This window comes from Gemmatimonadota bacterium (assembly GCA_026706345.1).
Taxonomy (GTDB): Bacteria; JAAXHH01; JAAXHH01; order JAAXHH01; family JAAXHH01; genus JAAXHH01.
Map to the genome: position 1 here is coordinate 1 of JAPOYX010000272.1, position 20,407 is coordinate 20,407.

Annotated in this window: 10 protein-coding genes and 2 pseudogenes; 6 read left to right on the forward strand and 6 right to left on the reverse strand. The window is 60.0% G+C overall.

Annotation, left to right across the window (positions count from 1 at the left end):
- On the forward strand, positions 1–832 hold an 832-nt coding region (locus OXG98_18920), incomplete at its 5' end, for a Gfo/Idh/MocA family oxidoreductase (GenBank protein MCY3774086.1).
- Positions 833–1,094: 262 nt separating this feature from the next.
- Positions 1,095–2,231 carry a glycine oxidase ThiO gene (gene thiO / locus OXG98_18925; protein ID MCY3774087.1) on the forward strand — a complete coding sequence of 379 codons (1,137 nt, stop codon included), beginning with the start codon at positions 1,095–1,097 and terminating at the stop codon, positions 2,229–2,231.
- 99 nt (positions 2,232–2,330) lie between these two features.
- Here thiO and OXG98_18930 read toward each other — a convergent pair.
- A pseudogene (locus tag OXG98_18930) lies at positions 2,331–3,965 on the reverse strand (thiamine pyrophosphate-requiring protein).
- 81 nt (positions 3,966–4,046) lie between these two features.
- Positions 4,047–5,018 (reverse strand): threonine/serine dehydratase, encoded by a 972-nt coding sequence (locus OXG98_18935; protein MCY3774088.1) that lies wholly within the window; start codon positions 5,016–5,018, stop codon positions 4,047–4,049.
- A gap of 155 nt (positions 5,019–5,173) precedes the next feature.
- On the opposite strand from OXG98_18935, the gene OXG98_18940 reads away from it, so the two are divergent.
- Positions 5,174–5,632, forward strand: a complete 459-nt coding sequence (locus OXG98_18940; protein ID MCY3774089.1) for a hypothetical protein — start codon at positions 5,174–5,176, stop codon at positions 5,630–5,632.
- A 112-nt stretch (positions 5,633–5,744) separates the two neighbouring features.
- On the opposite strand, the gene OXG98_18945 is transcribed toward OXG98_18940, so the two are convergent.
- Both OXG98_18945 and OXG98_18950 read right to left on the reverse strand, forming a co-directional pair.
- Entirely contained in the window at positions 5,745–6,521 is a 777-nt protein-coding gene (locus OXG98_18945) for an outer membrane beta-barrel protein (protein MCY3774090.1), read from the reverse strand.
- 243 nt (positions 6,522–6,764) lie between these two features.
- Complete coding sequence (locus OXG98_18950) at positions 6,765–7,691, reverse strand: hypothetical protein (GenBank protein ID MCY3774091.1); 927 nt, start codon at positions 7,689–7,691, stop codon at positions 6,765–6,767.
- Between the two features lie 609 nt (positions 7,692–8,300).
- Between OXG98_18950 and OXG98_18955 the strand changes: the two genes are divergently transcribed.
- From OXG98_18955 to OXG98_18965, 3 genes and pseudogenes are all read left to right on the forward strand, one after another.
- A complete protein-coding gene (locus tag OXG98_18955) occupies positions 8,301–8,684 on the forward strand; it encodes a hypothetical protein (GenBank protein ID MCY3774092.1) in 384 nt (127 codons plus the stop codon).
- Between the two features lie 942 nt (positions 8,685–9,626).
- Positions 9,627–10,034: a hypothetical protein gene (locus OXG98_18960; GenBank protein MCY3774093.1), complete on the forward strand. Its 408-nt coding sequence runs from the start codon at positions 9,627–9,629 to the stop codon at positions 10,032–10,034.
- Positions 10,035–10,151: 117 nt separating this feature from the next.
- Positions 10,152–11,377: pseudogene (locus OXG98_18965) on the forward strand (IS256 family transposase).
- 56 nt (positions 11,378–11,433) lie between these two features.
- On the opposite strand, the gene OXG98_18970 reads toward OXG98_18965, so the two are convergent.
- The gene (locus OXG98_18970) at positions 11,434–12,222 is read right to left on the reverse strand and encodes a hypothetical protein (protein ID MCY3774094.1); all 789 of its coding nucleotides are present in this window, start codon (positions 12,220–12,222) and stop codon (positions 11,434–11,436) included.
- A gap of 68 nt (positions 12,223–12,290) precedes the next feature.
- Positions 12,291–20,054, reverse strand: coding sequence for a DUF6443 domain-containing protein (locus OXG98_18975; GenBank protein MCY3774095.1), 7,764 nt, complete (start codon positions 20,052–20,054; stop codon positions 12,291–12,293).
- Positions 20,055–20,407: the final 353 nt, after the last annotated feature.

A 20,407-nucleotide genomic window follows, 5' to 3' on the forward strand; every position in this document is an offset into this window, starting at 1 on the left:
CGTGGACATTGCCGTCCCGCCGTGGCACCAGAAGGACCTCGTCCGGAAAGCGACCGCGGCCGGGAAGCACCTGCTGTGCCAGAAACCGTTGTCCAATATATACGCCGAAGCCGTCGATATCGTGGAGATGGCGGAGGCGAGCGGTGTGAAGCTGGCCGTGAACCAGCAGATGCGGTGGGACCAGGCCGTTCGGGCGTCCCGCACCCTGCTGAACCGGGGATTGCTGGGCGATCCCGCTTCGGCCGTGATCGACGTGAGTATTCTGACCGAATGGCGGGCCTGGCCCTGGGTGCTCACGGCCGAAGGTCTCGACCTGATGTTCCACAGTATACATTACTTCGACAGCATGCGTTCCCTGTTCGGAGACCCCGTACGCGTGTGGTCGTCCGGCGCGTCTTATCCCGGTCATGCAGTGACCGGTGAAACACGGACGATCACGGTATTCGAGTACTCGGACACGTTTCGTGCCATGGTGTCCGTCAACCACAACAACTGGACGGAAGAGCGCTTCGCGACCCTGCGCATCGACGGCACGGAAGGATACGCCGCCGGGACGTTCGGCCTGCTCTACGACTACCCCCACGGCCGGCCGGACACCTTGTCGTATTCGAGCCGGAAGCTCGATCCCGACAAGACGATAAGCCATCGGTTCGAGGAGCGCTGGATACCCGACGCCTTCATCGGCCCGATGGGTGAACTGATGGCCGCGATCGAGCAGGACCGCCTGCCCGAAACCAATGGCAGGGACAACCTGAAAACGCTCCAACTGGTGAACGCCGGCTACCGGTCCATGGCGGAACACCGTGCCGTGGCTCCAGCGGAGATCGGGTAGGTGAGACCGGGCAGCGGGAATCGGGTGGCGGAAATCGGGTAACGTGATCTTTCAAGCGCGGTAAGTAGCGGTAAGCGCCGGTAAGTAGCGATAAGCGCCGGTAAGTAGCGATAAGCGCCGGTAAGTAGCGATAAGCGCCGGTAAGCGGCAAAAGCGGACTTCGGTACAATCCGGATCCAGTTCGGACTCCAATATATCGTCAATGTTGATTAAGATAAATCAATATAAAGTCACGAAGGTGTAGTATACCAGGACTGGGACCATGCGAACGGACGTTGTCATCGTGGGTGCGGGCATCATCGGCCTGTCCATCGCCCGCGAACTGCTGTGCCGGGGGACGCGCGTGACCCTCGTGGATCCGGGCGACCCGGGTAAGAAAGCTTCCTGGGCCTCCGCCGGTGTACTTGCGCCGCAGGGCGCCCGCCCTGTTAACCGGGCCTATCTTGACCTGTGCCTGTCGGGGCTGGATATGTACGCCGGCTGGTCCGTTGCACTGCTCGAGGAAACCGGTATCGACGTCGAGTACCGGGCCGTAGCGGGGCTGCAGGTCGCCTTCGACGACGTGGAATCCGAAGAGCTGGACCAGCGATACCGCCACCAGCAGGACCTGGGCCTCCCGGTCGAGCGGCTCTCCGGCGAGGAGGTCCGCGCGCTCGAGCCCATGCTGTCGCCCGAAACCCGGTGCGGCCTGCTCTTCGAAAGGATGCACCAGGTGGAGAACCGGCGGCTGGTCCGGGCCCTGGTCGCCGCCGTCAGGGCCCGGGGAGGGGAATTCCGCATCGGAAATCCTGTCATCGACCTGATCGTACGGAGGAACCGGGCTGCCGGAGTCGTCGTCCCCGGCGAACGCATCGGAGCGGAACGCGTGGTTGTCGCGGCCGGCGCCTGGTCCGGGCTGCTGAAGTGGATCCCGGGTGCGGCGCCGCCGGTCCAGCCCGTGCGGGGCCAGATGGTCTGCGTCGACGGGAGCGGCGTCCCGCCCCTGGGGCGCGTCATCTACGGCCCGGAACAGTACCTCGTGCCCCGCCGGGACGGCCGCGTGCTGATGGGCGCCACGGTGGAGAAGACCGGGTTCGACGCCAGCGTGACCGCGGGTGGCGTGTCCGGTGTGATCAGGGAAGGGCTGCGCATGGCGCCCGGACTGGCGGAAGCACCTGTCGTGGAAACCTGGGCCGGACTGCGTCCCATGTCGAAGGACGGCAAACCCATACTCGGCCCGGCGGGCCTAGAGCGCCTCGTCCTTGCCACGGGCCACTTCCGCAATGGCATTCTCCTCGCCCCGATCACCGGCCGGCTCATCGCGGATTATTTGGAGCACGGTGTTGTTCCCCCGGCCATGGCCCCGTACCTGCCGGATCGATTCGACCGGAAGGACGCGCGCGAAGAATCTGCGGACTAGAATGACATGCGCGCCGAATCAGCGGAGTTAACGGAGTCGAAGCACGCCCCGATATAAGCGACCCAGGACACGTCGGCACGCCCGCACACGACGGCACCATTAGAAGAATGAGAAGTCGATTTCCTTGCTGGTCATGAACTCCAGCAGCGCCGGCACCCCCTCCTCCGTCTTCCTGATCCCCCGTTTCAGCGCCGGGATGATCTCGTCGGGTGACTCGACCCGTTCCCCGTAGCCCCCGAAGGCCTCCGCCATCTTCGCGTAGTTTCCCGAAATGTCGGTCGCGCCGTACTTTGCCTGCGACGTGGGCATGACGGGGATCTCGATGGCCATGGAATGGTTGTTGAAGAGGACGGAGAGGATGGGGATGCGCTCGCGCACCGCCGTTTCGAAGTCCATGCCCGTGAACCCGATGGCCGCGTCGCCCCACACGTTGATGCAGAGCCTGTCCGGATGGGCCAGTTTCGCGCCCATGGCCAGCCCGAGCCCGTAGCCCAGCTAGGTGGTCTTGCCCCAGCCGATGTAGCTCAGGGGCGTGGTCGAGGGCCAGAAGGGGGTCAGCTGGTCCCGGGGACTGCCCGCGTCGTGGGTGATGATCGTCCGATCGATGTCGACGGTGTCGATCATGTCGCTGATGACCCGGTAGGGCGAGAAAGGCGTGGAGGCATCCCTGAGTTTTGGCATCCAGGCGTTCATCCAACGCTGCCGGATGGTCCGGATCTCGTCCACGACCCCGTCGTACCGGCCGCGCGGCTTGTTTCTCAACCGGTCCGACACCTCGTCGATGAGCGCCCGGAGTATGAGCGCGGCGTCGCCCACGATCGGATAGTGGCACGCCACGTCCTTGTTGATGTCGCCGGGATCCAGGGTGGCGTGGATGTAGGTCTTTCCCTCGGGCATCGTCAGGCCGAAATTCGTCCGGGTGAAGCTGCACCCGATGCCGAAGATCACGTCGGCGTTTTGCACGAAGACGTGAACGGGTTCCGGCATCGACCGGCCACCGTTTCCCAGGGAAAGGGGATGGTTTTCCGGGAATGCGCTCTTGCCGTCCAGGGTCGTGGTCACCGGGGCTTCCAGCAGTTCGGCCAGTTGCCTCAGCTCGGGCCACGCCCGGGCGTAGTGGACCCCCTGCCCGGCGTAGATGACCGGCCGCTCCGCCGCTACCAGGGCCTCTGCCGCTTCGCGTACCGCGTCCGGGTCGGGCCCGACGCGTACGGAAGGGGTAGGCCGGTAATCCAATGGTCCGGGCACTTCTTCGCCCAAGATGTCGGTCGGGAACTCCACCAGCGCCGGACCGGGCCGCCCGTTTTTGACCTGGGTGAATGCCCTTCGCATGACCTCCGATACGGACTCGGGGAGCACCAGGTATTCGCAGGATTTGGTGATATGCTGGAAGTTGAGGTAGGCGTGGAAATTCGGCGATAACTGGGCGACCTTCCTCCGGTGCCCCATGGGAAGCACCACGATAGGCACCGATTCCCCGAAGGCCTGGGCCACGCCGCCGTAGGCGTTCTCCGTGCCCGGCCCGCTCTGCATGCAGAACACGCCGATCTTGCGACCGGAAGACAAACGGCTGACCGCGTCCGCCATGTGCAGGCCGATCCGCTCCTGCCGGACGATCACCGTACGGATGTCCAGCTCGGCGGCTGTCTCGATCAACGGATTGACCGGGTACGCGAAGAGGTACTCGACCCCTTCCTGCTTCAATACGTGGGCAACCGCCTGCGCGACGTTCATAGCTTCCTAACTCCTTTTCGCTCGGGTGGCGAGATGCTCTTCGTTCGGGTAGCGGGATGCTCTTCGTTCGGGTAGCGAATTCTATTCGTTCAGGTAGTGGACCATCTCCCGCACGCCGTCCATCCCCAGGTTGCCGCCGCTGAACAGCGTGGCGACGCGCTGGCCCCGCCACGCGGCCGCCTCGCGCATGCACAGGGCGAATACCGCCGCCGCGGCGCCTTCCGCGATGAACCCGGTATGTTCGAGGACGATGGGGATCGTCTGCTTCATCTCTTCCTCGGTGACGAGATGCATCTCGTCGACCAGGTCTTTCAGCACGTCGAAGGCCAGACCGCCCGGATAGGTCGTCGCCAGTCCCCCCGCAAAGGTGTCGCAGGTCGCCGTGGTTACGGTCCGGCCTTCCTGCCAGGACCGGTACACCGACGGCGCGTTGGACGCCTGCACGCCGACGAGGCGGACATTCGGATTGACAGCCTTGATGGCCGTCCCCACCCCCGCGATCAGGTTACCGCCGCCCACGGGCAGCACCACCGCATCCGCGTCCGGCAGGTCCTCCATGATCTCCAGGCCGATCGTGCCCGCGCCCGCCATGAGCCCGAAATCTTCCCCGTCCTCGATGTACACCATGCCGGTCTCTTGGGCGATCTCCCGGGACCGTGCGAATCCGTCGGCGATCGTCTCGCCGTGGACGACCAGTTCGGCGCCGAGGCGTCGGATGGCCTGGCTCTTGACGTCCGGCGTTCCATGGGGGACGACCACCGTGACCGGGACCCCCATCGCGCCGCCCCCATAGGCGATGCCCTGTCCGTGGTTGCCGGTGGACGCCGTCGTGACCCCCTTGGCGCGCTGCTCCCCGTCGAGCAGGGACATGGTGTACAGCCCGCCCCTGACCTTGAACGACCGGATGGGCTGGAAATTCTCGTACTTGACGTGAAGCTCAAGGCCCAGCGTCTCGCTGAATCCGGCGGAGCGGTACATCGGCGTCGGCGCCAGGTGCCCGTCGAGGAAACGGCGTGCCTTGACAATGTCTGGAAGGGCAAGGTGGGAGGGCATAGAGTGTTTCAATACGGACTGCGGGTAATGTTGAGATGGTGTCCTTTCATACTGGACGCGCTTTGGTTGTGGGTCTAGACTACAACCTGCTTGTTCTGTTCTGAATCAGTGTTTTGTCAAGATTTTGTCAAGGCACAAAACGGAGGACGCTCATTATGGATTCGGTTAAAGCCGCTGCAGGGAAACTCGCTGCATATCAGCAGGCAGGCGACGAGGAATCCATAGCACGGTGGCAATCGGAGTTAAGAGCCAGTTACAGGGAAATCAGATTGGACAGGGGATACACCAGAGAAGAAGTGCAAACCCAATTGGATGTCATGGCTTTGGTTCTGCCTACCATAACTGTTCCCATATCATGCATTCGTATACGTTACGGCGCGGAGCGCTCGACGTTCGAGTTATGGCGAAAAATAGGCTCCTATTACGAGGCCAGATACGTACAAAGGGTAAATGAAGTTAAACAGGGCAGAACAGCGGAATGGCCGGCGCTTATTGTTGAAGACTGGGGAGATGGGAAATACCACCTTAAGGACGGGTACAACAGATTCTGGGCGCTGAAGAACGAAGGCCCTCCCGATAGTAAGGTGAATGTGGTGGTTGCTCCTGAACGTTAACTACGAAAAGAGGCAATCAGTAAAAAGTGGAGGGAATGGTACACGGTAGTTATGAGGGTGCGTGATCCACTGTCCGGCAGACTTGCAGGCCGTAACCACTTGTACGCAATCATCATCGGCCAAAACTGCGTATGAGGGTCAGACGGAGGAGTGCGAACCGTTGGTCAACGCCGTAGCGGCAGGGGCTTGGGAGTCCGCTCGGTCCACAGACGCCGGCGTTGACGCCAAGCCGATTCTCCGCCTGGTGGCCGGTCTCGCCGAAATCCATGTACAGCCCTTCGAATCGGAGGGTCCAGGCGCTGGCCACCGGTGTTTCTATTCCGGTCCCGGCAGCCCACCCGACGCGCGTCAACCGGTCGTCGAAGGAATCGTCGGGGTCCACCCGCTCGCGCCCGTCCGTTCCCGGGTCGAGATCGGTGAACGAGTTGGAGATTCCGGCAACCGACGCGCCGCCAGTGAGGAACACGCCGAAACGGCCGAGAGATCTCCGAACGCCGATGCGCGCCGTCCCGGCCCAATGCAGTTCCGTCGCCGCCGTTTCGTCCAGTCCGATGGGGTCCATCTGCCGGGAAGCCGTCGGGAGACCGCCGAACGCCCCGTCCGCCTCGAACCGGAACTGCACACGCCCCAGATGGAAGGATCGCCCCGCCAGGACACCTGCCGAGAGTCCGGTGTCGTCGTACCCGAACGTCTGGCCGGGGACGCCTTCCGACCCCGAAAAGCCATCGGTGTCGGTCATTCGAACGTCCAGTGCGCCCGGTCCCGCGAATGCGCCGACATAGTTCCCAGCCGGAGCGGAACCGGTTGAACCCTCCTGGGCTTGCGCGGTGCCCGCGACCGCCATCAGGTTTACGAGTGCCAGGGCAAACGCCCATGACTTCCTTGCCATGATTCCTCCAAGCTTAATGTACTTCATCTGCCCCTCCGATCAACAATCGGCCAACATCCGATTCCTCAACATAGATCGCCCAACGTTAGAATATGCAGGGATTAGAGGGTTTCTTTCTTCGGTATTTAGTCCCCTAGCTTAGCCATCAGGTATACCATGCAGCAGTCACCTCTGACACTGTAAATGCGACTACATGGCATCGAAGCAAGCCTTAGGTTAGTATGACCTTGAGCTATTCTGAATCTACTCCGGAACTACCACGCGTAAGGGTAAGGTATTATAGGCATTGTTCCCGTTGAGGTTTAACAACATCGATTCTTCGAAGTAACCCAGAATCATGTTCGATTCGGTGGTCTCTGGATACAAAACGACCCAGGTGTCTTCGTTTCGCTTCCAAAGTGTGTTTCCGTCTACATTTTCGCTGATGCCATATCGTTCGTTTAAAGTACTACGCAAGGCATTTTTCAGACTGTCAGACACGGACGAGCTAAACACGTATCCACCGCCCCACAGTTCATTCCCCATGAACCGGTATCTTACTGCTACCGTATCGAAGACTGTTTCCGTAAACTTCAATACGTCTGTTGTGGTACCAGTTTCGTCCATGCCGTCATCTCTGGTAAAAGTCAGGGTGCCCGGTTCTTTCGATTCGACCTCATCCTTGCTGTCGCCCCACCTGCTCCACCGAAAATCGTAACGGCCCGCCGTATCGGACCCCGAGTCACCCCGTCGATCTTCGTAAGAAACGATAGTTCCGTCAATCAGCATAGTGATAACAGTCTCATCCGGATCGGGCGTTAAGTTATCAAGTTCGAATTGCCAGGTTTCGGTTTCGAACGTCGTCTCTTCACGAGAGTACATTCTGTATATTGTGTCATCTTCTTCATCTATCAATGTCTCGTTAGAGGTATAGAGCGAAACCCTTATCGTGATGCTGGTTACTTCCTCATTGTACAATAGGTTCTTTATTCTGCCTTCCACGACGTATTGTCCAAGGTCGTTAAACCGTTGGTTGAGTGACAGCAAGGCCAGTTTGTTTTCTGCGGCTGCTGAAACGACTCTTTCTTGTGGGTCACCGGTTGTCTGGCTGATAGGGTTGCTTTTGGAACAAGACGCAACTGCCAACAATAACACGGATACGATAAAGGACAGATGTACAAATGAACGCATAATTGATTATTCCGTTACTTAAAGAAAGAAAAGACGAGGCAATGTTGTCTGAATTGTCACTATCTGTCTGTTTATGATCGTTACCCAGATCAGAGGACAAAGCTTCATCGAACATGGTACGAATCCGAGAGGACTAATCTGAAAGTATTAGTAGGAGATGGGTTTTGTGCTAAGGGTGAATGGAGTCCAAAGGATATATGGAACTTGGTAAAAGGACAAAAGGACATTTTAACGACAGATCGAAATGACTGTCCCAGTTTTGAAGATTACAGTAATGAAAACCGACACTTGGATATTGAGCGATTTCTACAAGCCAAGAAGGTAAAAACCGACAGGAACAGGTTTGTAATACTTGCTGTCATCGGTTTAGCTGCATTGGTCATTAGTTGGATTGGGTTGTATCGATAACCGGCCCACTTACCTAAAGGTCTGACTACCCCACGCATGTTGCCATCCCTCGATTGACGGTTTGCTACCTTCAGTCTGTTAGAACAAATCCTCTACTATTCAAATGCCGTGTTGAACATTCAACTTTCCTTGACGTACGATATGAGGACGAGTAGGTTATTGAACGTTCAACTTCTATCCACGAAACCATCGGAGGGTATCATGAAGGTCAATGTGAGTACCGAAGCGGAAATCCTGTCTCAAGCGACCGAGTTCCTCACCGCGCAAGCGGCGGCAGCCCTCGCCTCGAGAGGGCCGGAGGCAATACGAAAACGCGGGCGTGAGGGCAAACTCGGAATCGTTTACGCGATCAATTTGGACGGGAGATATACACTGCTCATTTGTCTTGGCGCAGTGAGAAAGATTTGGAAGATCGATGAAGTAAAACTCTCGGAAATGCGAAGCCGACCCTGTCTGATTCGTGGTCATGAAGGGGATATGGCGGTTCTCCACACGTCAAAAATCACACCCCCGCGCCATTATGCGGTCGTTATCGCGTACCACCCAGATCTGAACAATCCAGATCTGAACAAATTAGAACGGTAAGCAGGAAGGGAGCCGGTGGGACGGTAGCCCGTGAAGGATGGAGACGCTTCATCATGGGATCAGTGGAGCCACCTGGCACCATACTCGAAGCAGAGATCGAGACGAAACCGGAGAATCCGGTTCGATTCTATTTCCGGTCTGCATGGGCTCACGATCTGCAAGGCCGGGCTTCTTCCTTTCAGAAGCTAGTGGCTGGCGGTATGGATTTAGAAAAGGCGGCTACCATTTCGGGCGTTATGGCTGACAACGCTTGACTCGCTCCCGCTGATCTCTCATACTCTATTCAAAATCCCGCAACAATCGGGTTATCATACGAGAAAACGAACGGGGCATGGAATCTATACCGTGTCCCGTTTTCTGGTCAGATTTGTTTATTGTCATGGAGATTCCACATGGGGGATTTACCTAAGAGGTTAAAAACCTGTTTAGGCTGTCACTTTCTTGTTAAAACTAACACGAACTCACCAACCGGGACACACGCTATCGTGGGCCGATATAGAACGGGATGGTTCATGGGTTGACGAATCTGTTCCCTATGCAATGTTCGGAGATGGTGAAGGGTACAGACCTGAATGTTACAAAAGGCGTTGGACAATTCCAAATCACCCTGACCATGAAGAACTGCTTGATCGAGAGTTAAATAAGGATCGTGAACGTTGTTTCTACTTTTTTGAATATCGAAGTGAAATGGAGTTGGAGGCTGCGAGTGATGAACTACAAAAACAAACAGAATATAGAAAGTTAAAGAGAAACTTTGTCTTGAAGATTGTCGGGATTATTGTAACACTCGGAAGTGTGTTAACGAAACTGTTTGGAATGTGGTAAATACAAGCAATTCCACTTTCTGATATTCTTAAACCATCGACTAGGAGAATCCAAGACTCGGGGCATCTAAATGGGAGATCGTCATACGGGTAAAGCACCTGATAGAAGTTGTAGGGATTGCCATTTTCTATCGAAGTATTACGTAGATGGTGTGGAGTTAGTCAGTTTACTTGGACAGAAGAAGAAAGGGAGAATCTTCAAACTGACGAACCTGGAACAACTGAATGTCACAGGGGAATTTGGAGCGTAGGAATTGATCCCAGCTTTAAGGAAAAACTTGTAGAGACGTTAACAATGGATAGAAAGGAATCCTGTTTTTTCATTAAGCATCAGCAAGGGATGACATTTCAAGCTGCAAAGAAACTTCATAGAATACAAAACGATAATCGACAGTTGAGGAAGAGCTACAGGTACACTCAGATTGGGTTATGGATTGCAGCTACAGCCGCAGCAGTGGCTGCGACTGACGAGATTGTAAGTGGAGTTAAGTGGTTGTTGGACATGTGGAATTCTCCTACCCAGTGATCCTCCCAAGAAACCATCCCAAAGCCGCATGAGCGGCCTACGTCGTTCAAGGTGGGTCTGTAACATGTTTTGTGTAACTGGCAATAGCGTATATCTTGCTCACAAGGAGGAAGTGCTATGGCCAGAGACAAGAAGTCCCCAGGTAAGATCGACCGTCTTCTCGACGAGCTGATGGAAGACGGGGTGGACGCCGAGGACCTGTTCGGCGAAGACGGCCTGCTAAGGGCGCATGAAGAAGCGCATGGCCGAGCGGATCCTGGAAGCCGAGCTCACCGACCACCTCGGCTACGAGAAGCATGCCCCCGACGGCAGGAACCGCGGTAACAGCCGCAACGGCAAGACGACCAAGACGCTCAAGGACCAGACGGGCGATCTACCGGTCGACATACCCCGGGACCGCGAGGGCTCCTTCGATCCGAAGCTGATCCGCAAGTATCAGACCCGGTGGCCCGACTTCGACAACAAGATCATCTCCATGTACGCCCGGGGCATGAGCACGCGCGATATCCAGGGCCACGTCGAAGACCTCTACGGGGTGGCCATCTCACCCGAACTGGTCTCCCGGATCACCGACACCGTGACGGCCTGGCAGTCGCGGCCTCTGGATGAGATCTACCCGTTCCTGTTCCTGGATGCCCTGTTCGTCAAGATACTCAGGCAGCGGCAGCATCCGGAACAAGGCCGTCTACCTGGCCCTGGGCGTCAACCTTGCCGGCGACAAGGAACTCCTGGGCCTCTGGATCGAGCAGAACGAAGGCGCGAAGTTCTGGCTCAACGTGTTAACCGAACTGAAGAACCGCGGCGTCTGTGACATCTTCATCGCCTGCTGCGACGGCCTGTCCGGCTTCCCGCAGGCCATAGAGACGGTGTACCCCAGGACCCAGGTGCAGCTCTGCATCGTCCACATGGTGAGAAACAGCCTGACCTACGTCTCGTGGAAGGACCGCAAGCAGGTGGCCAGGGATCTGAGGACGATCTACCAGGCCGCTACGCTGGAGCAGGCCGAGACCGCGCTGGATCGCTTCGCCGAGCGCTGGGACAAGCCATATCCCACGATCAGTCGGCAGTGGCGCAAGAACTGGGACCACGTAAGCCCGTTCTTCGCCTTCCCCCAGGAGATCAGGAAGGTCATATACACCACCAACGCCATCGAATCCATGAACAGGGGACTGCGCAAGATCATCAAGACCAGGGGCGCCTTCCCCACCGACGATGCAGCCAGGAAACTGCTCTACCTGGCCCTGCTCAATCTGTCCCGCAGGTGGACACGCCCGCTTGCCGACTGGACGGCCGCCATCAACCAGTTCATCGTCACGTACGAGGGCAGAGTGCCCATAACATGATAAAGTCAGTTACACAAAATACGTGACAGACCCAGCCTGCCACATACACCGTGCTACTATCTCCACCAAAGGGGATTGAACCCGCGTTTCTTACGCTCGAATTGAACCCCCTTTAGTTGAGCTAACACTCGATCCATCTTGGGCATCAACAAACATGTAATGATCAGTTCGTCTCCAGACCGCAGTAAAAAACGAGCGTAGTTATACTGCTCCATTGATAATATCACGATCCAACTTCCTGGATCTACGCTGGCAGATCTGTAGACGATACAGTTCTCTATTTCCTCAACTTTGAATACCTCTTCCAGATCTTCCGTATACCGTATGATTTCGTTTTCGGTTACTGCATACTCCTCTCCGCGGTTCTTGTACCAATACTCCAAATGGAGATACATTGCCGGCAGAAAATCAACTAGAAAGCAAATGCCCAAGATTACAATTGCGTACTTTTCGAAATTGAGCCAGTAGTAAAGCACTGAAGTAATCAATATCAAAAGGAAAAGGGGTTTAAAAAGTAAATAGAAATGGTTGATAAAACTATATTTGTGCCTTTCCACTGTCTTCACCTCCTGTCCTTTCGGTATTCTATTATCTTCATGAACAAGCATTGAACTGGACGCAAGGGAAGTCTTGATTTTGTGATCCCATGTCCACAAGGTAAAAATGTCTTTGATCGTACATTGGAATTCAGTGTAGGCCTTGATATTCACGAACAGCAGTGAGGTTGTCTTCAACCCGGGAACAAACCCATCTTCGATTGGGAATTCTGCTTTCCAAGTTTGTAAGTGAACTTTCGCACAGGGCTCTGCCGTGTCAGTATTCGACAAAGCCCTGGAGGATTGCAAGCAAATCTACCTGGGTCGCATACACGGTCCTCAGAGAGAAATAGGCTACCAGATTTCCGCGAGAGAGACTACCTCCGTGGATACCCCGGATACCACTGCGTTAAAACTTTGCCTATCCCACTTTCAATGTCCCTGCCGAACCTTTCAAGTTTCGGTTTCACTTTAGGATACAGGTGATCATAGGCAGTCTCTCCACCCCAAAAAACCAATCCAACAGCTGTCCCCGCTACAGCTCCATATGGTCCGCCAAATGAAGTGCCAACCAAGAATCCGGTCGCGACGGATGCACCGAATCCAGTAGAAACATAGGTGAATCTGCCTACGCTGATTTTACCGGTTTGCATTGCATGGAAGTCATAGTACAAACCAAGAACAGAACCCGCGATTCCAATGTTACCTAGAACTCTAGTGGTAGCTCCCAGGTTTCTATACACGCCACGCAAACCAGATGAGCTTTCTATCAAGTTATTGATAGTCGAAAGATTCCCATATCTACGGATCCCGAATTCGACGGCACCTAAGCCGGCAGAAACATAACTACTCGTATTGGATATGAGTCCAGTTGTTCGATTGAGGTTGATAGACGGAAGGGTTGGCGATCCTTGTATTTCAACATCGAACCTGGCCCCCCATGCACGATCGAACCACCGGTGATTGTAATGGCGCTGCCCCCATACAATCACCGGTTCCATCTCGTATATGTCCACCTCACCGCCACCATTGACTTCGGACGATTCCAGGCCGTAGTGGTCGATGCGGTTGACCGGATTGCTCCCGGTATAGACATAGTAACTGAATTCGGGGTCTTTCAACCCCAGCGGGTCTGTTTGCAGGAACCGCAGCGACCCCGACCGGTAAGACCGATACTGCATGAAATCCAGCCCGGACTCGCTGTCCCGCTCATGCCCGGTGAACTTGAACGGCGTTGCATCCGTACCGCCGGTGGCCAGCACCTCGCCGTAGGGCCAGTAGTCGTAGGTGGCCGCGGAGGTGCCACTCGATGAGAGCAGGGTGCGCGTGCTGCCGAGATGATCCTTAAGGTAGTAGGAAACCACCCCGCCTGCAACCCTGGCCAGCCGGTCGCCGCCGGCATAGACGTAGTTGGCGGTGAGGTTGCCGGCGGTGTCATAGGTGGCGAGCACGCTGCCCCCCGCGCCCCGGACGTAGTACACGGTGCGGCCGCCCCCGGTCTTCTTCACGCGGAAGCCCTCGGCGTCGATGGTATAGCCGTAGGCGCCGTATCCGGTGACCAGACCGCGGTGGTCGTAGGTCAGGGCGGTCCCGGCCACCGAGGTGGCCGATCCGTTGGCGTCGTACAGGAAGGTGTCGGTACTTCCGGCGACGGTCAGGCTGTCCAGCCTGTTGGGCGTGGTATCGCGCGAGTAGGCGTAGGTCGTCGTATCGCTGCCGGTCACGACGCGGGTGATGTTGCCGTTGTCGTCGTAGGCGTATGACCTGGCGTGGGTGGCGTCCAGGCTGAAGGTCTTGAGGCGGTGCAGGCCGTCGTAGGTGTAGGTGGCGGCCTTGCGGGTTTCGGTCGTGGCGCGCCGGTAGTTCTGGCTGGTGACGTTGCCCACGGCGTCGTAGGCCTGGCTCAGGGTGAACCGGCCGGGATAGTCGATGCCGCTCACCCAGTCGCGCAGGTTGTAGCCATAGGCGCCGGTGGCCAGGGCGCCGCCCACCGCGTGAGAGGTCATGCGTCCGTCATGGTCGTAGGCGTAGGTCGCCAGGGCATTGCCCTCGGCGTCCGTCACGCCTGCCAGACGGCCTGCCGCGTCATAGGCGTAATGGATCTTGCTGCCGTCCGGGTATACCATGGCGGCCACCTTGCCGGCCAGGTCGTAGGTGTAGAAGACGTCCTTCGCGGGGAGCGTGCCGATGGTTACGCGCCGGTGGATGACGCGCCCCTCGTGGTCGTAGGCGATGCGCGCCGTCACCTCGGCTGCGGCGTCGGCGTCGGTGTTCTGCTCGATCCGCACGGGTCGGCCCACGGGCCATGTAGCCGGCATGCCCGGTCCGCGCGACGCGCCGGACCCGCCCGCTTCATCGAGATCATCGACATCATAGACGTACCGGCTCGTCCACGAAGCCGCATCGGTCTCGAAGGTGTAGGTCGTGTTCGCGTCCAGGGACGCAAAGACCCGCGTCACCTCGCCCGAGCGGATCACGCGGCTGAACCTGTCGTAGGTAAAATAGCTGACCTTGCCGCTAGCGGCCTGCTGCGCGTTCTGGGAGAAGCGCACGTTGTGGCGGCTATCGTACTTGTACTTGGTGGCGCCGGCGTCGGGCTGCGTCCTCGAGGTCATGTCGCCGTGGACGTCGTAGGCATAGGTCGTCGCGTCGCCCATGGGCGCGGTGGACCTGACCAGGCGTCCCAGGCCGTCGTAGGCGAAGCGGGTGACCGTCTCGTCGGTTCCCCCGGAGTCGGCGATGGCGACGGCAAGCTGTCCCCACCGGTCGAAGTGGCTGGTGACGCGTTTGCCCAGTTCGTCGGTGACGGTCTCGTAGCGGTTCTCCGCGCTCACGCGGGTGCGGTCGCCCTCGCCGTAGCGTACGCTGGACGAGGCGGTCTGTCCGGGCGCCGTGACGGTGGCCGTGCGCATCAGGGGATCGGCTAGATAGGTGGTCCGGGTGGTCCGGTTCGTCGTGGGCGCGGTCACGGATGCGGTCCGCGAGGAGGTCACCCCCACGGGCAGGGTGGCCGACACGGGCCTGCCCAGGCCGTTGTAGGCGGTGTGCGTCACCAGGTCGCGGCCGCCGGTTATGACGCGTTGCTGCGTAGGCCTGCTGCTCGCGTCGAAATAGGCCATGGCCTCCGTCGAAGCGCCCAGGTAGAGTCCGGCGACGTGGAAGCGGCCGCCGCTGCCGCGCAGGGTGAGTTCCGGGCGCCAGCCGGACGGGAAGCCGGTGCGGCTCGCCCGCGCGACCTGCGTCTTCCTGGCGTCAGCGAAGTTGTCATGGCGCATCACCGCCGCGAAGATGTCGCCGGCCGCGGTGATGTCGATCTCGCAGACGTACCACGCCCGGTTCGGCGCGACGAAATCGTCCAGGTCGCTCGCCTGGCGCACCCCGTCCTCGTAGATCCTGAAGCGGTCTGAGCCGCTGTCGTAGCGTATCTCGAAGGAAGCCTTGCTGCTCCGGGCCGAATCCCGGACCCCCAGGACGACGGGGGTGCCGCCGGTCTCCGTGGTGACGTACACGTCGGCGCGGATGGCAAGGGGCGCGCCGGAGGTGGGCAGGGCATAGGTCCCGTCCGTGCCGATCTTCATGGCCTGGCGTCCGTCGAGCAAGACGTCTTCGTCGACCGTGCCGGAGGTGACCGCGGGCACGCCGAGCGTGGTGTCTATGCCGGCCTTGAAATCGGCGCCGGGTTTCAGATGGGTTTCCGGGCCCAGGACGAGGCGCTCCCTGGCGCGAAGCCTCACGACGGAGCCGGGTTCGGCGGTCAGGCCGGCGTTGAAGCGGATGACGTCCGCCTCGTAGCGCATCTCCTCGCCGTCTCTTACCGTCACCGGCGCGTCGAATTCCAAAAGGGGAATGAGCTGGTTGCGCAGGGGATATCCTTTCGGATCGACGTAGGCCGCCGACGCGATCCGGTTGGGGTCCGTCTTCGCGTAGGCGTCCGCGTTCTCGTGGCGGGACCAGGAGGCCGACCGCCGTGCGGTGATCCGGCCCATGCCGTCCTCGGACAGGAAGGCCGAGCCGAGGGGATCCCTGTAATAGCGCCTCGTGACGCCGTTGGCGTCCTGCATGGCGGTGACGGCCAGGTTCGCCGGGTCGTAGGTGGTGAACGCGGTGGGCAGGGCCGCCGCGGGATACACGCGCACGTTGTCGACGAACAGGCGGCCGGCGCCGGCGCCGTTGCGGAAGAGGACGCGGTCGGGCGTGTTGCCGGACGTGAGATCGTAGTATCCGGTCTTCGGATAGCGAATGCCGTTGACCCGGGCGAACCAGCGGCGCGTGTTGGCGGAGGCGTCCCACTCCAGGCGGACGTGGTGCCAGCGGTTGACGCGCCAGGGGGTGTGAACCGTTCTCGGAGTCCGGCTGCCGTTGTCGTGGACGCCGAAGGTGCCGTCGGCTTTCAGATCGAATCCGATAACCGTCGTCGTGCCTGCCGAGAGGGTAATGGCGGAGTGTTCCGCGCTGCTGTCCGTCATCACGTCGCACTCGAATACGCCCGCCCCGAGCGCCGGGACGGTAAGCCGGAGCGCCTGGTCGTTCGTGCTGCCGAGCGCCCGCAGAACGCCGTCTGCAAGCGATATGCGGGCCGGACTCGCGGACGACCAGTCCGGCGAGGCCAGGAGCGCCGCGGCGCCCCGGTAGTCGTCGAAGACGTAGGCGCTGGCCTGCGACGCCCTCGCATTGGCGAAGGTGGCCACCGGCGCGAACCGGCCGTAGCCCCATACGGTGGTTGCCACGGTCCCGGCCGCGTCCCTTGTTTCGATGGGCCGCCCGTCCTCCGTGAAACTCAGGACTTCCCGCTCCAGGCGCCGTGCGGACGGGGTGCCGCCGTAGGTTTTCTGCGTCTTGAAATTCGTTGCGTAGTCATACTCGGCGTGATCCAGGATGCTGCCGCCGCCGTCTTTGACCGTGACGGACGCCGGCTTGTCCCAGATACGCCGGGAATCGGTCATGATCTCGTACTCCGGGTCGGAAGCGGGAGAGGGCAGGGGGACGGCCTCGATATCCCCGGCGTAACCCTGAACGTGCCATCTGTCCGCCCCGCCGGTCGGTTTCGGGGCGAGTGCGCTGATCGTCACTTCGATCAGGGCCCTCGGCGTCACGTTTGCGGCGTGTTGCGGGACGGCGATCTCCTCGTCGAAGGCGAACTCGTCATTTTCGGTATGACCCGAGAAGCCGCCGACATGTGTGGATCTGTTGTTCAATCCGGGCCAGATGAGATTGACCGCTACCGAACCCGAGGGGCCGCCCGGACCCGTGGCCGGACCCGACACGTCGCGAAGACCCGTCTTGCCCCGTACCCGGAGGTAGGGGTCGGTGACGTCGAACGCCGTGGAGCGGAAGCGGACGCTGAGCGTACTCTCCTTGACGACGTTCGGCGTTCCGGTGGCCTCCGCCCAGAGTTCCTGGAGGTCCGCGAGGCGCCCGGACCACCCGTAGACGCCCGTGGAGTCGGAGGCCACTGCGCTGTCCCAGGTGTATTCCGCCGTGACGTTTTCGATTCCGGTGATCTCGGCGTAGGTCCTGATGTCCGTCGGAGCCGCGCTCCGGTTGGCGGAGCTGTGAAGCGTCACGCGCATGTATGCCGAGCGCACGCGGTCCGGCACGACGAGGGTCGTATCCACGGTCATCCGGACCGTCGCCGCGGGCGCGGCGAAGACCTCGTCGGCTATGATGGAGACAGGCGATGAGGGCGCGTCCCACACGATCTCCACCCGTGCCGTGGCGGACAGATCCGTTGCGGCGCCCGACACTTCGTCGAGCCCGACCGTACCCGCGACGGCGAGTCTCGGACCGGTGATCCGGAACCTGTCCGTCTCGTACACCGCGGTGACGAGGTTCTCCTTGTTGTTGTTCTGCCCGTTCGCCCGGGTCCACACCCGGGCTCTGCCGGTCGGGGACCGGTGGTGGTCGGAATCACCCTGGACGTCTCCCAGGGACGGCGCATCCTCCGACCAGGCGTACGGCTGGTTCCGGTCTTCCGCGCCGCCCAGGGGAAGCGGATAGAAGGTCTCGGTGGCGCGGTAGCTCGGGATCTCCTCCCGTTCCACCAGACCGTTGACCCGGTTGTAGCGGTATCTCGTGGTGGCGGTTGCGCCGTCCGTAGTCTCGGACATCGCGTTCCGCCGCACCCAGAAACTCTGCTTCCTGGCGCCGCCGTGATGGATCATGTCGTTGAAGGGGCCCGCGGTATCCACCGCCCAGGTGTTCTCCAGCTTGCCTACCTCTCCGCCGGTTGCCGCGTAACGGGTTTCCTCCTCGAGCAGTCCCCGCCACATGCGGCGCTGCGCCCTGCCCAGGTCCGTCGAGGCGGACGCCAGGCCGAGCAGTTCCACGTCCGCCTTGCTCACGAAATCGCGCCGGATTTTGCCGTAGGACGTGCTGTCCCTGTCCGCGATGTGCTCCTCCACCCAGGGATACGTTACGGCTTCGACCGGGCCGCTGCCGAAACGCCAGAGATCGGCCGCGGCCGGGTACACGTACCGCGTGGAAGCCACCGAGGTGGCCGCGTCGCCGTCGTCGTCCACCTCGCGCCGCGAGACGCGGTATGCGTAATCGGCGTACTTCTTCGCGAGATAGGACGAATCGGGCCGCGCGTGAGCCGACGTTGTGGCCCGCTCGTAGGCAATGGCCATGGTCCGCCCTGTGGGGTACTTGACGCTGGTCAGACGGTACTTGGCTGACGGATTGTAGCCGAAGGCATAGGAAGGCAGGGGCGCCCTGCCCTTTCCTTTTATCGTCACCGAGGCCAGCAGCGTCAGTTTCAGTTGCTGATGTTCGGCCAGTGAGCCGGCATTCACGTAGGGCTCGGGCCTGACGCGGGTGCTGTCGAAGGCGAAGTCGATGGTCACAATGGCATTTCCGGCGCCGTCATCGACCGTGATGGTGCGCAGCCGCCTCGTGGTTTCGATGCCGTCCAGCGACCGGAACAGGAAAGGATGGTAGAGTTCCTGGGGAGATTGATAGAGATTCCCCGTGGGCATGGCGGTGAGCATCTCCTGCGCCGTGGGGATCCGGACCTGCCCGATGGTCGAGTCCGTTGAGACCGAACCGGTGGCGAAGTCGTAGTACTTGTTCCCGTTCAGGAACGAACTCCCGGCGAGCGGCAGGTCCCCCGACCGCTCCGGCGCGGTGAAGGTCACCCGCCGCACCGGGTCTCCGGTGGCGTTGTGAAACAGGATCTCCGCCAGGTGCGACGTATGGGTGGTCTTTACCACCGTGTATTCGGTCGTGACCGGTTCCATGCGCGGGTCCAGGTCGCGTGCGTTTATGCTGTTTTGGAAGCTGTTGAAGACCTGGCTTCTCTCCTGGTTGGTGCGCACGGTGGTCACCGGCCTGTCCGCCTGGTATCGGAAGTAGACGGCATTGCCCTGCGGATCCCTGATGGAAGCCAGGTTCCACTGGTACACGAAGCGCCGGTTCAGCCAGCCGGAGACGACGACGGCCGTTCCCCGGGCGTCCGTTTCGGAGCCGAACGCCATGGCTTCTGTCGTAAGGTTGGTCCCGTATCTGCCGGCGGGACCGAAGGTGTACACGTTGCCCGACAGGTCCGTCGCGGTCCAGGTCGAGGTAAGCGAATCCTGGTCGTTCCACCGGATGTCCCAGAACTGCCGGCGCTCCATGAAGAACCGGTTGGTCAAAGACGCGTTGGCGCCGCCCGATTCCTTCTGCCGGATGAGCGGGTGGTAGCCGCCGGGCAGCACCAGGGCCAGGTCGTACTCGTGGGGGTTGTTGGTTATCCACTCGCCCTGGCCCGGCTCCGTCGTATTGTAGCCGCCGATGACCTTGACCGCTCCCACCGTGAGATTCCAGCCCAGACCCGCCCAGGAAGGCTGGTTGAGCGTGTAGGTGGCCCGGCCGTCCGCGGCGTTGCCCCGCAACAGCCGGTCCGGTCCCGCTATGCCGCTGCCGTACTCGAGGGCAAGCGGCCAGGACAGGTCTCCGGAACCGGCCACCGTGGTCAGCAGCAGCGAGAAGGACCAGTCGCCGGTGAAATAGTCCACCCGGTCCGCCTCCAGGGTGCTTTGAAGATGCTCGAAATCATAGGCCCCGTGGGTCAGCTGCCCGGTCGCCGCCTGTCCGAAGGCGGAGAGGGCGCCGATCGTCAGAGCCAGGGCGGTAAGCAGCCGTATGGCAAACGTGCCGGTCATGCCGAAATCCTTTCTCGTTGGCGATGTGCTCTGGATTGCTGCCGCCGCGGCGTGGTCCCGCCCCGGGGACGACGCGCCGGCGCGGGGCGCCGCCCCCTCCCTCAGGCTATTGCCGTGGACGGGCATGTGTAATGGTGATACGTCGTGCGATGTAGGGCTTTTTACGGACATGCGAGGTCCCCTGCCTTTCTGGTCGATCAGAAGTAGCACGGGGACGCTAAGGTCCGCGGGGTGCGGGTCCGCTAAGGGACGCGAGGGTATTCTGATGCGGTTCTGTGATGCGCCTATGCGTAACGCACGGGCGTTATGGCGTAACGATTCCTCTTGGTTGGTATCGTCTGTGGCAAACGATC

Bases quoted from the DNA above. Each gene is read 5' to 3' on its own strand.
- thiO (MCY3774087.1), top strand. From the start codon at position 1,095: ATGCGAACGGACGTTGTCATCGTGGGTGCGGGCATCATCGGCCTGTCC.
- OXG98_18975 (MCY3774095.1), bottom strand. From the start codon at position 20,054: ATGACCGGCACGTTTGCCATACGGCTGCTTACCGCCCTGGCTCTGACG.
- OXG98_18940 (MCY3774089.1), top strand. From the start codon at position 5,174: ATGGATTCGGTTAAAGCCGCTGCAGGGAAACTCGCTGCATATCAGCAG.
- OXG98_18945 (MCY3774090.1), bottom strand. From the start codon at position 6,521: ATGGCAAGGAAGTCATGGGCGTTTGCCCTGGCACTCGTAAACCTGATG.
- OXG98_18935 (MCY3774088.1), bottom strand. From the start codon at position 5,018: ATGCCCTCCCACCTTGCCCTTCCAGACATTGTCAAGGCACGCCGTTTC.
- OXG98_18950 (MCY3774091.1), bottom strand. From the start codon at position 7,691: ATGCGTTCATTTGTACATCTGTCCTTTATCGTATCCGTGTTATTGTTG.
- OXG98_18955 (MCY3774092.1), top strand. From the start codon at position 8,301: ATGAAGGTCAATGTGAGTACCGAAGCGGAAATCCTGTCTCAAGCGACC.